A 12,237-nucleotide genomic window follows, 5' to 3' on the forward strand; every position below is an offset into this window, starting at 1 on the left:
GGTGGGGCAAGTATGATCCTCCCCGGCACGGGGAGGTGGCAGCGCGTCAGCGCTGACGGAGGGGGGCTTCCACATGGGAGACCCCGTGCGGCAATCCCCCTCCACCACCGCTTCGCGGCGGTCCCCCTCCCCGTGCCGGGGAGGATCAGGGAATCACCAACCGCGCGATCAGCCCCGGTCCATTATCCCCCAGTTCGAACCGCCCGCCATGCAGCCGCGCCACCGCCTCGATCAACGCCATGCCCAGCCCCGCACCCGGCGTCGTCCGTGCGGTGTCGAGGCGGCCGAACCGCTTCAACGCCTGCGCCCGGTCCGCCTCGGCGATGCCGGGGCCGTGATCCTCGACCTGGAAGACGATGCCCTCCACCGTGCGCCGCAGCCGCAGCGTCACCTCCCCGCCCGACGCTCCGTGCTTCAGGGCGTTGTCGATGAGGTTGGACAGCGCCTGGCTCATCAGTTCGCGGTGCAGCGGCAGGGGGGCGGGGCGATCCTCGACCGCGATCAGGAACCGAAGCCCCGCATCCTCGACCACCGGGGCGTAGAGTTCCCCGATCTCCTCGATCAGTTCGGCGGGCGAGGCCAGGGTGAAGCGGTCGCGGGTCACCGATTCCGAACGGCTGATCTCGATGACCATGGTCAGCATCCGCATGATCAGGTCGGTTTCGACCAGCAGGCCACCCAGCGCCGCCTCGCGCTGGGCCGGATCGGCGATCAGCACCGCCTGCTCGGTCTTGGTCCGCAATCGGGCGAGCGGCGAGCGCAGGTCGTGCGCCAGGCTGTCGGTGACGACGCGCAACTCGGCCATCAACTGCTCGATCTTGCCCAGCATCGCGTTCAGTCGCACCGCCAGCCGGTCGAAGGCGTCGCCATCGCCGTCGCCGCCCCGCACCAGCGAGACGCGCCGCGACAAATCGCCCTCCCCCGCCGCATCCATGACCGCGACGATGGCGTTGAGCCGCCCCGCGACATAGCGCGCCAGGACGAGCCCGGTCCCCACCCCCAGCATCAACGACAGGAACACCGCCAGCGCCAGCGCGCGCTCGATCGCCACCTGCTGCGCCTCGATCAGGTCGAGCGGCCGCCCGACCAGCAACCAGTCATGGCCGATGGGATGGAGCGTATAGCCCGCCTCGCGGCTGGCCCAGACGCCGTCGCGGCCCAGCACCGCGATCCGAAACGGCGTGTCCGACAGCGGCACCGCCAGATGACGCGGCGCATAGCCCGCGATCCGGTGCCCCTGCGTATCGAATATCGCGAGGACCAGCGACACGTCGCCGGGCTCGCGCGCCTCCTTGATCGCATCGGCCAGCGCGGGCAGCGCGCCCGTTCGCCAGACGGCGCGCAGGGCGTCCGCCTGTTCGACGATCTCGCGGTGGAGCGCCGCGACCGCATCGGCGCTGGTCTGTTTCCAGATGAACCCGACCAGCGCCAGATTGGATACCAGCGCCAGGATGATCGACAGCAGCGCGATCCGTGCCGAGATCGTCAGCCGCGGCTTCACCCCTCGACGGCCAGCCTGTAGCCCGCGCCGCGCACCGTATGCAGGATCGGGCTGCCGAACCCTTCCTCCAGCTTGCGCCGGAGCCGCCCGATATGCACGTCGACCACGTTGGAGCCGGGGTCGAAATGATAGTTCCAGATCTTCTCCAGCATCATCGTGCGGGTGACGACCTGTCCGGCATGGCGCGCCAGGAATTCCAGCAGGTTGAACTCGCGCGCGCCGACCGGGATGATCTTGCCCGCGCGGGTGACGGTGCGGGCGAGCAGGTCGATCTCCAGATCGCCGACCGACAGCTTGGTGCGGGTCGGTTCGGACGCGGCACGGTCGGACCGACGGACCAGCGCCTCGATCCGCGCCGACAGCTCGGCGAAGGAGAAGGGCTTGCACAGATAATCGTCCGCGCCCGCCTTCAGCCCGTCGACCCGGTCGTCGACCGTGGCCAGCGCCGACAAAATCAGCACCGGGGTGGAGATGCCCGCCGCGCGGATCGCGCTGACCATCGCCAGCCCGTCCAGGCGCGGCAGCATCCGGTCGGCGATGATCAGGTCGAATATCCCCTCGCTCGCCAGGAACAGCCCGTCCCGGCCGTCCCCGCATTGCTCGACGGCATAACCCGCCTCGGCCAGCCCCTTGGTGACATAGGCGGAGGTGGAAGCATCGTCTTCGACGATCAGGATCTTGCGGCTCATCGGTTCGTCTGCTCCGGCATAGGGCGATCTTCGCTCCAACGGCGTCGTTCGGCATGTTCGAGCCCTTGGACCCCGTCCGCCCCAAGTCACCCCGTCCTTGGGGGGCGACTAGGCCGGAAAATGGCCCAGGGAAAGGCCGGCGGAAAGCACGCTCTCCGCCGGCCCCGACGGCACCCCCGGGAGTGTCGGGCGCCGAGCTCGTTGAACTGCGTGACGTGGGGCTACAGGGTGGCGGGATACCCCGGAGTGACCATAATGTGACAAATGCGTCATTCGCCACGGGATCGCGAGCAACGGTCGACCCTCAACGGTCCGGATTCGGACCGGATTGGCGACCGAGATTCCAAGCCATGTTTAAACTTTTGATAATTCTTTCATTTATGGTCCCTCTATCATGCTGATCTCTGCCCTCCCCCGCGATGCGTCGTCCGCCGAGGAGCGACGCCTCGCCACGCTTCAGGCGCATGCCCTGCTCGACAGCGAACCGGAGGCGGAGTTCGATGCGCTGGTCTCGCTGGCCGCCGAGATGCTGGATTGTCCGGTCGCGGCGCTGACGCTGGCGGACCGCGACCGTTTCTGGGTGAAATCGGCGATCGGTCCCCTGCCCAGCCAGATGCCGCGTAACGTCGCCTTTTGCGACCAGACGATCCGGTCGCCCGACCTGATGATCGTCCCCGACCTGACCAGCGATCCGCGCTTCGCGGTCAATCCCTTCGTCACGGGCGAGGCGGGGACGCGCTTCTATGCGGGCATGCCGATCCGCGTGCCCGACCTGGACGGATCGCCCCAGGCCATCGGATCGCTGTGCGTGATGGATGCCACCCCACGCTCGCTGAGCCCGGCGGGGGAGCGGGCGCTTCGCCATCTCGCCAGGCTGGCCGAGGCTTTGATCGCCGCGCGCGCGGTCGCCAGGCGGGCGACGGCAATGGCCGAGCTGAGCGAGCGCCAGGCCGAGGATCTGCGCGCCAAGGACCGGACGGTCCGGCAGGTCGAGCGGCTGGCATTGATCGGGTCATGGCGGATACGCCTGGGCGATCAAAAGGCGTTCTGGTCGGAAGGCGTCTATCGCATTCACGAACTGTCGGCCGGCAAGCCGGTCACGATCGATCAGGGCCTGTCCTATTACCCCCCGGATTCGCGCGCCATCCTGCGCTCGACGATCGAGGCCACCGCGCGCACCGGCGATCCGTTCGACATCGAGCTGGATTTCGTGACGGCACTTGGCCGCCACCGTCGGGTCCGCGTGATGGGCGAGCGGGAAATGGCGAACGGCCACCCCGAAAGCCTGGTCGGCATGTTCCAGGACGTGACCGAGCGCCACGCGCTGGAGGTCCAGTTGCGCCGCAATGCCGACACCGATGCGCTGACCCTCCTGTCCAACCGCGCCGCGTTCGACCGCACGCTGGAAACCGCGATGGGCGAGGCGGGCGCGAACGACCGGCCGCTTGGGCTCGTGCTGATCGATCTGGACGGGTTCAAGCTGATCAACGACACGCTGGGCCACCCCGCCGGGGACGAAGTGCTGCGCATCGTCGGCACCCGGTTGCGGACCGACTGGCTGAAGAACTGTTTCGTCGCGCGGCTGGGCGGGGACGAGTTCGGGGTGATCGTTCAGGATCCCGCCCTGCTCGCCCAGCCCGAGTCGCTCCGCGCCCGGATCGAGACGCTGCTGACCATCTCGATCACGGTGGACGATTTGACCATGAGCTGCGCGGGCACGGTGTGCGTCACGCTGCGGCCCGAGAATTGTCGGACGATCCGCGATTTCATGCACCATGCCGATAGCCGCCTCTATGCCGCCAAGCGCGACCGGGTGGGTGAGCGGCGCAAGGGGGACCGACGGAAGGCCACCCGCTAAGCCCCTTCCCTCCCCGACCCACGGCCCCATATAGCGGGGGCATGTCCTCGCGCGCCCGCGTCCTCGTCCTGAACTCCGCGCTCGGCCCTCTCGATTACCGCGTGCCGCATGGCATGACGGTCGAGCCGGGGTCGATCGTCGTCGCGCCGCTGGGGCCCCGCCAGTTGCTGGGCGTGGTGTGGGAGCCGGAGCGGATGCCGTCCGATGCGGAAGTCGGCGACAATCGCCTCCGCCCGCTGCTCGGCGTGGCGGACGTCCCGCCCCTGCCCGATGCGCTGCGGCGGCTGATCGAGTGGACGGCGGACTATTATCTCGCCCCGCCCGCCGCGGTGGTACGGATGGCGCTGTCCTCGACCTCCGCGCTGGAGGGGGCACGGACCGTCACAGAATACCGCGTCACCGGCCATGTCCCCGACCGCCTGACCCCGCAGCGCGCCCAGGCACTGGAGCGGATCGGCGACCGGCAGGGACTGATCCGCGAACTGGCGACGATGGCCGATGTCTCCGACGCGGTGATCCGGGGGCTGGTCAAGAACGGCGCCATCGAGGGGGTGGAGGTCGATATCGACAGCCCCTTTCCCCTGCCCGACCCCGATCATCACCGCCCCGCACTGTCCGAAGACCAGCACGCGGCGGCGGACACGCTGGTCGCGGGCGTTGCGGCGCATGCGTTCCAGCCGGTGCTGCTCGACGGCGTGACCGGATCGGGCAAGACCGAAGTCTATTTCGAAGCGGTGGCGGAGGCGATCGCCGAGGGGCGACAGGTGCTGGTCCTGCTCCCCGAGATCGCGCTGACCGAGCCGTTCCTCAAGCGATTCCACGACCGCTTCGGCTGCGAGCCGGTGGCCTGGCATTCGGGCCTGCGCTCGTCGCAGCGGCGGCGGGCGTGGCGGGCGATCGCCAGCGGCCAGGGGCTGGTGACGGTCGGCGCGCGCTCGGCCTTGTTCCTGCCCTATCGCAATCTCGGCCTGATCGTCGTCGACGAGGCGCATGAAACCAGCTTCAAGCAGGAAGACGGCGTCCATTACCACGCGCGCGACGTGGCCGTGATGCGGGGCAAGTTCGAGTCCTGCCCGGTCATCCTCGCCTCCGCCACCCCCGCCATCGAGACGCGCCAGCAGGTCGCGCTCGGCCGCTATACCGAGGTCAAGCTGCCCGGCCGCTTCGGCCCCGCGCAGATGCCGACGATCGAGGCGATAGACCTGATCCAGGACCCGCCCGAACGCGGCCGCTGGATCGCGCCCAAGCTGGTCGCGGCGATGAAGGCGGTGCTGGAAAAGCGCGAACAGTCGCTGCTCTATCTCAACCGGCGCGGCTATGCCCCGCTGACCCTGTGCCGGACCTGCGGGCATCGCTTCCAATGCCCCAATTGCACTGCGTGGATGGTCGAGCATCGGCTGGTCCGGCGGCTGGCCTGCCACCATTGCGGCCATGTCATGCCCACCCCGCGCGCCTGCCCCGAATGCGGGGGCGAGGATTCGCTGGTCGCCTGCGGCCCCGGCGTCGAGCGGATCGCGGACGAGGCGACCGCGCTGTTCCCGGACGCCAAGATCGCGGTCGTCACCTCCGACACCATCTGGTCCCCCGCCAAGGCCGCCGAGTTCGTCGGGCGGATGGAGGCGGGCGATATCGACATCGTGGTCGGCACGCAGTTGATCACCAAAGGCTATCATTTCCCCAATCTGACCCTGGTCGGGGTGATCGACGCGGACTTAGGCCTCGACGGCGGCGACCTGCGCGCGGCGGAGCGGACCTTTCAGCAGATCCGGCAAGTATCTGGGCGAGCGGGACGCGGCGCCAAGCCGGGCCATGTCTTCATCCAGACGCACAGCCCCAAGGCGCAGGTGATGCAGGCGCTGGTGACGGGCGATGCCGAGGCCTTTTATGCGGCGGAGACCGAGGCCCGGCGCGATGCCGATGCGCCGCCCTTCGGGCGCTATGCCGCGATCATCGTGTCGTCCGAGGATCAGGGCGCGGCCCAGTCCACCGCCAACGCCATCGCCCGCGCCGCGCCAAAGGTCGACGGGATGCACGTCTTCGGCCCCGCGCCCGCGCCGCTGGCGATGCTGAGGGGGCGGCATCGCTATCGGTTGCTGGTCCACGCCCGGCGCGCGCTGGCGGTACAGGATGTGATCCGGGAGTGGCTGGGCGGGTTGGAATGGTCCGCGAAAGTGCGGGTCGCGGTGGATGTGGACCCGTATAGTTTCCTGTGATCGGCGTTCGATAGAGGAAGGAGGAATGTTCGCGCGGAGGCGCAGAGAGCGCGGAGGTGTCCTATTCGCGGCAACGCCGCCTGCCATCGCCGACCTGTAAGATCAGGGGATGTAGAGGCATCGGGCGAGACACCTCCGCGTTCTCCACGCCTCCGCGCGAACCAAAATCTTCTTCGCGGCCTCGCGGCTTCGCGTGAACAATTTGGCCTGAAGCCGCGGTGTTTTCCCTTGGCCTTCGACTTCGCTCAGGCTGAACGGGGTGAGGGGAACAGCCCTTATCCCAACATCCGTTCAGCCTGAGCGAAGTCGAAGGCCACGCCCCGCCCTCACGACAAACGAAAACGGCCGCGACTTCCGCCGCGACCGTTTCAAAACCCGATAACCGGAAAATCCGGATTACCCCGCATGCTCCGCCAGCACGGTCAGGCCCTTCGGCCCCACCTCGGCGAAACCGCCACGGATCTGGATCGATTCCGGCTCGCCCTTGTCGGTGCGATAGACCTGGATCGCGCCGTCGCGGATGGTCGACATGAAGGGCGCATGGCCCTCCAGCACGCCGAAATCGCCCTCGGTGCCGGGGACGACCACCATATGCACCTCCTCCGAGCGGAGGAGCTTTTCGGGCGTGACGAGTTCGAAGTGCAGCATGGTCTAATACTCGCATCGCTCTCCCCGCCGGGGAGAGGAAAGAGGGGACGGCGCGAACCGCCCCCCCCATATCATCAGGCGTCCTGCGCCAGCTTCTCGGCCTTGGCGACGGCTTCGTCGATGCCGCCGACCATGTAGAAGGCCGCTTCCGGCAGATGGTCGTATTCGCCGTCGACCACCGCCTTGAACGAGCGGATCGTGTCTTCGATCTGGACGAACTTGCCCGAGATGCCGGTGAAGACTTCCGCGACGTGGAAGGGCTGCGACAGGAAGCGCTGGATCTTGCGGGCGCGCTGGACGGTCAGCTTGTCCTCTTCGGACAGCTCGTCCATGCCCAGGATCGCGATGATGTCCTGAAGCGCCTTGTAGCGCTGGAGCAGCGACTGCACCGCACGGGCCGTCTCATAATGCTCCTGGCCGACGATGCGCGGCTCCAGCACGCGGCTGGTCGAGTCGAGCGGGTCGACCGCCGGGTAGATGCCCAACTCCGAAATGGCGCGATTGAGCACCGTCGTCGCGTCCAAGTGGGCGAACGAGGTGGCCGGTGCCGGGTCGGTCAAGTCGTCGGCGGGCACGTACACGGCCTGGACCGAGGTGATCGAACCCTTGTTGGTCGAGGTGATGCGCTCCTGCAGTGCGCCCATGTCGGTCGACAGGGTCGGCTGATAGCCCACGGCCGACGGAATGCGGCCCAGCAGCGCCGACACTTCCGCACCCGCCTGGGTGAAGCGGAAGATGTTGTCGACGAAGAACAGCACGTCCTGGCCTTCCTGGTCGCGGAAATATTCCGCGATCGCCAGACCCGACAGCGCGACGCGAGCGCGCGCGCCCGGCGGCTCGTTCATCTGGCCATAGACCAGCGCGACCTTCGAGCCCTCGCTGATCGCGTTGCCCTCGGCGTCCTTGGCGATCACGCCCGCGTCGAGGAACTCGTGATACAGGTCGTTGCCCTCACGAGTGCGCTCACCGACGCCCGCGAAGACCGAGGTGCCGCCATGGCCCTTGGCGATGTTGTTGATCAGTTCCTGGATCAGAACCGTCTTGCCGACGCCCGCACCGCCGAACAGGCCGATCTTGCCGCCCTTCGCATAAGGCGCGAGCAGGTCGATGACCTTGATGCCGGTGACGAGAATCGCGCTCTCGGTCGACTGCTCGACGAACTCGGGAGCCTTGGCGTGAATCGGCGCGCGCAGGTCGGTCGCCACCGGGCCGCGCTCGTCGATCGGCTCGCCGACGACGTTCAGGATGCGGCCCAGCGTCGCGGGGCCGACCGGCACCTGAATCTGGTTGCCGGTGTCGGTCACGGTCTGGCCGCGGGTCAGGCCCTCGGTCGTGTCCATCGCGATCGTACGGACGGTGTTCTCGCCCAGATGCTGCGCGACTTCGAGCACCAGGCGGTTGCCGTTATTGTCCGTCTCCAGCGCCGACAGAATCGCGGGCAGGTTTTCGGGGAAGTGAACGTCGACGACCGCGCCGATGACCTGGGCGATCGTGCCGACATTGTTGGTGGCCGTGGTCGGCCGGATGTCCTCAGCGGCGGTTGCCATCATTGCTTCCTTGGTTCGGTAGAGCCCGACATAGCTTCGGGGCGGGTAAAGGTCACGACCAGACGGCGGCCACCGTCGATCTTGTCACGGGTAACATGGTAATCGGCGCCGGTCAGGTGGCCGGAGGTGGCGCTTTCGGTCTGGATCGCAGCCGCAACCGCGTCCTTGCCGTCCAGACCGAGCTGACCCATCGGCTTGGTCACCCAACGGATGAACTGCGTCTTGGCGAACGGGCTGGTGTCGAGATTGACGAGATCGAGCGAGAAACGGACTTCGTTCAACCGCTTCGCATCGCCCTCGACGATCAGATTGGCCATGTTGATCGGCGTCACCGACGGATCGGCCATCGGCGTGGCTTGCGCGATCGCACGGTACGTGCCCTGAACGGGGGCGTAACCGCTCATGCGAAAGCCCATCCGGTCGAGCAGGCTGACCGTCTCGGGCGCATCGCCCAGCACGGTCGCCCAGCCGCCCTTCACGAACGGCGTCGGCGTCGCGCGGGCTGCGTCCTTCGGCTGATCGGACGCCTGGCCGCATCCGGCCAGAGCGACCGTCAGGCCCAGAAGGAGCGCGAGACGCATCAGAGCGCCTCGGCGCCCGAGATGATCTCGACCAGTTCGGTGGTGATCGCGGCCTGGCGGGTGCGGTTATACTGGATCGACAGGCGACGGATCATGTCGCCCGCATTGCGCGTGGCATTGTCCATCGCATTCATCTGCGAGCCGTAGAAACCGGCCTGGTTCTCCAGCAGCGCGCGGAAGATCTGCACCGCGACGTTGCGCGGCAGCAGCGCGTCGAGAATGTCCTCTTCGCTCGGCTCGAATTCGGCGACCGCCTCGACCGAAGCCTCCGCCTTGCTCGGCGCGGGCATCGGCACCGGGATCAACTGCTGCGCGACCGGGTCCTGCACCAGCGCCGAGACGAACTTGGAATAGAACAGGTGCGCCACGTCGAACTCGCCCCGCTCGAACCGGGCGATCAGGTCGTCGGCGATGACCCGCGCGTCGTCGAACTTGGCCGCCTTGATCGCGCTCATGTCATGATCGGCGAGGATCGCGTTGGGGAAGAAGCGCTTCAGCACGCGCCCCTTCTTGCCCGCGATGTAGAACTTCACCGTCTTGCCCTGCGCGGTCAGTTCTTCGGCCTTGCGGCGCGCGGCGCGGACGATGTTCGTGTTGAACGCACCCGCCAGGCCACGCTCCGAGGTCGCGACGACCAGCAACTGGACATCGTCCTTGCCGGTGCCCGCCAGCAGCGGCGACGCGCCGACGCCGCCGACGCGGGTGGCCAGGCCGGCCATCACCGCTTCCAGCCGCTCGGCATAGGGACGGCCGTTCTGCGCCGACTCCTGCGCACGGCGCAGCTTGGCGGCCGCGACCATCTTCATCGCCTTGGTGATCTTCTGGGTCGACTTGACCGAGTTGATCCGGATCTTGAGGGCCTTGAGGCTCGCCATCTAGTTTCCCACTTCGTCATCCCAGCGCAGGCTGGGATCTCTCACCTCGAGCGCGCGCTTGCGGCACGAGACCCCGGCTTTCGCCGGGGCGACGGACAATTATGCGAAAATCTTCGCGAACTGGTCGAGCGCGGCCTTGAGCTTGCCCTTGGCCTCGTCGCCCAGATCCTTGGTGTCGCGGATCATCGCCAGCACATCGGCATGATCGTTGCGCAGATACGCCAGCATCGCCGCTTCGTAGCGAACGACCTGCGCGACCGGCACGTTATCGATGTAACCGTTCGTCCCTGCGAAGATCGACGCCGTCTGCTCCTCGAAGGGCAGCGGGTTGAACTGCGGTTGCTTGAGCAACTCGGTCAGGCGCGCACCGCGGTTGAGCAGCTTCTGCGTCGAGGCGTCGAGGTCCGAGCCGAACTGCGCGAAGGCGGCCATTTCGCGATACTGGGCCAGTTCCAGCTTGATCGAGCCCGACACCTTCTTCATCGCCTTGGTCTGCGCGGCCGAGCCGACGCGGCTGACCGACAGGCCGACGTTGATCGCCGGGCGAATCCCTGCGAAGAACAGGTCGGTTTCGAGGAAGATCTGGCCGTCGGTGATCGAGATCACGTTGGTCGGGATATAGGCAGACACGTCGCCCGCCTGCGTCTCGATGATCGGCAGCGCGGTCAGCGAACCGGCGCCGTTGGCGTCGTTCATCTTGGCCGCACGCTCGAGCAGACGGCTGTGCAGATAGAACACGTCGCCAGGGTACGCTTCACGGCCCGGCGGACGGCGCAGCAGCAGCGACATTTGGCGGTACGCGACGGCCTGCTTCGACAGATCGTCGAACACGATCAGCGCGTGCATCGCATTGTCGCGGAAATACTCGCCCATCGCGGTGCCGGTGTAGGGCGCGAGGAACTGAAGCGGGGCGGGCTCCGACGCGGTCGCGGCGACGACGATGGAATATTCCATCGCGCCATTCTCTTCGAGCGTCTTGACGAGTTGCGCCACGGTCGAGCGCTTCTGACCCACGGCGACGTAGATGCAGTAGAGCTTCTTCGACTCGTCGGTGCCGGCGTTGACCGTCTTCTGGTTGATGAAGGCGTCGATCGCGACGGCCGACTTGCCGGTCTGGCGGTCGCCGATGATGAGTTCGCGCTGGCCACGGCCGACGGGAACGAGCGCGTCGATCGCCTTCAGGCCGGTCTGCACCGGCTCGTGCACGCCCTTGCGCGGGATGATGCCCGGCGCCTTCACCTCGACGCGGCGGCGCTCGGTCGCCTCGATCGGGCCCTTGCCGTCGATCGGGTTGCCCAGGCCGTCCACGACGCGGCCCAGCAGGCCACGGCCGACAGGCACATCGACGATGGTGCCGGTGCGCTTGACGGTGTCGCCTTCCTTGATCTCGGCGTCCGAGCCGAAGATCACGACGCCGACATTGTCGGCTTCGAGGTTCAGGGCCATGCCCTGCACGCCATTGGCGAACTCGACCATCTCGCCCGCCTGGACATTGTCGAGGCCGTAGATGCGCGCGATGCCGTCACCGACGCTCAGCACCTGCCCGGTCTCGCTGACCTGGGCCTCGGTGCCGAAATTGGCGATCTGGTCCTTGATGACCTTGGAGATTTCTGCGGCGCGGATATCCATGGGAACGTCAGCCTTTCATCGCGCTGGCGAGCGCATTCAAACGGGTGCGGATCGAGCTATCGATCATCTGGGAACCGATGCGGACGACAAGCCCGCCGAGCAGGTCGGGATCGACCGACAGGTCGACCGACACGTCGCGACCGACACGGGTGCAAAGCTGCTGCTTCAACTCGGCGACCTGATCCTCGGTCAGCGGGTGGGCGCTCGTCACTTCGGCCGCGACCTCGCCGCGATGGCGACTGGCCAACTGGCGGAACGCGCGGATGATCTGCGGCAACGCCGACAGGCGCCGATTCTCGGCGAGCACGCCGAGGAAATTCTTGGTCACGCCGTCAAGGCCCAGCGTATCGGCGACCGCCATGATCGCCTTGACTGCGGCGCCACGCGCCACGACCGGGCTCTTGGTCAGCGCGGCCAGATCCTTGTCGGCTGCCAGCGCATCGCGAAGGGTCACGAGGCTCGCCTCGATCGTGTCGATCGAACGGCTCTCGGCGGCCGTTTCGAACAGCGCGAGCGCATAACGTCCACCCAGGCTCGCCTGGATGCCGCCTGTGCCGCTTATAGTACCGCCGGACATCTCCACGGATGCGAATTCCTCGAACAACGAACGGGTTGGCCCCATGGGGAACGGGGCGCGAAAAACGCGCCTCCGATGGGTTGGCGGGCGGTTAGCATCGGGAACCCATGGATGCAAGC

General features: G+C 67.3%; 10 protein-coding genes. 2 read left to right on the forward strand and 8 right to left on the reverse strand.

Annotated elements, in window-relative coordinates; all coding sequences use genetic code 11:
* Positions 1–145: 145 nt before the first annotated feature.
* Together SM191_RS10395 and SM191_RS10400 are read right to left on the reverse strand one after the other, a co-directional pair.
* Positions 146–1,501 (reverse strand): sensor histidine kinase, encoded by a 1,356-nt coding sequence (locus SM191_RS10395; protein ID WP_307002260.1) that lies wholly within the window; start codon positions 1,499–1,501, stop codon positions 146–148.
* Positions 1,498–2,190: a response regulator transcription factor gene (locus SM191_RS10400; RefSeq protein WP_341506138.1), complete on the reverse strand. Its 693-nt coding sequence runs from the start codon at positions 2,188–2,190 to the stop codon at positions 1,498–1,500. The genes SM191_RS10395 and SM191_RS10400 overlap by 4 nt, the downstream gene beginning before the upstream one ends.
* A gap of 394 nt (positions 2,191–2,584) precedes the next feature.
* Here SM191_RS10400 and SM191_RS10405 point away from each other — a divergent pair, with 394 nt between their 5' ends.
* Positions 2,585–4,048, forward strand: a complete 1,464-nt coding sequence (locus SM191_RS10405) for a sensor domain-containing diguanylate cyclase (RefSeq protein WP_341506139.1) — start codon at positions 2,585–2,587, stop codon at positions 4,046–4,048.
* 41 nt (positions 4,049–4,089) lie between these two features.
* Positions 4,090–6,261, forward strand: coding sequence for a primosomal protein N' (locus tag SM191_RS10410; protein ID WP_341506140.1), 2,172 nt, complete (start codon positions 4,090–4,092; stop codon positions 6,259–6,261).
* A gap of 396 nt (positions 6,262–6,657) precedes the next feature.
* On the opposite strand, the gene SM191_RS10415 is transcribed toward SM191_RS10410, so the two are convergent.
* The 6 genes from SM191_RS10415 to SM191_RS10440 form a co-directional block, all read right to left on the reverse strand.
* Positions 6,658–6,909 (reverse strand): ATP synthase F1 subunit epsilon, encoded by a 252-nt coding sequence (locus tag SM191_RS10415; protein ID WP_007405041.1) that lies wholly within the window; start codon positions 6,907–6,909, stop codon positions 6,658–6,660.
* Positions 6,910–6,983: 74 nt separating this feature from the next.
* Positions 6,984–8,456 carry a F0F1 ATP synthase subunit beta gene (gene atpD / locus SM191_RS10420; protein WP_341506141.1) on the reverse strand — a complete coding sequence of 491 codons (1,473 nt, stop codon included), beginning with the start codon at positions 8,454–8,456 and terminating at the stop codon, positions 6,984–6,986.
* Positions 8,456–9,037: a hypothetical protein gene (locus SM191_RS10425; protein ID WP_341506142.1), complete on the reverse strand. Its 582-nt coding sequence runs from the start codon at positions 9,035–9,037 to the stop codon at positions 8,456–8,458. The genes atpD and SM191_RS10425 overlap by 1 nt, the downstream gene beginning before the upstream one ends.
* The gene (locus SM191_RS10430; protein WP_341506143.1) at positions 9,037–9,912 is read right to left on the reverse strand and encodes a F0F1 ATP synthase subunit gamma; all 876 of its coding nucleotides are present in this window, start codon (positions 9,910–9,912) and stop codon (positions 9,037–9,039) included. Before SM191_RS10430 ends, SM191_RS10425 begins: the two co-directional genes overlap by 1 nt.
* A gap of 99 nt (positions 9,913–10,011) precedes the next feature.
* The gene (atpA, locus tag SM191_RS10435) at positions 10,012–11,541 is read right to left on the reverse strand and encodes a F0F1 ATP synthase subunit alpha (RefSeq protein WP_007406897.1); all 1,530 of its coding nucleotides are present in this window, start codon (positions 11,539–11,541) and stop codon (positions 10,012–10,014) included.
* A 7-nt stretch (positions 11,542–11,548) separates the two neighbouring features.
* Positions 11,549–12,118 (reverse strand): F0F1 ATP synthase subunit delta, encoded by a 570-nt coding sequence (locus SM191_RS10440; RefSeq protein ID WP_341506163.1) that lies wholly within the window; start codon positions 12,116–12,118, stop codon positions 11,549–11,551.
* Between the last annotated feature and the right edge of the window lie 119 nt (positions 12,119–12,237).

Origin of the sequence: Sphingomonas sp. 2378 (assembly GCF_038084995.1) — a bacterium.
Taxonomy (GTDB): domain Bacteria; phylum Pseudomonadota; class Alphaproteobacteria; order Sphingomonadales; family Sphingomonadaceae; genus Sphingomonas.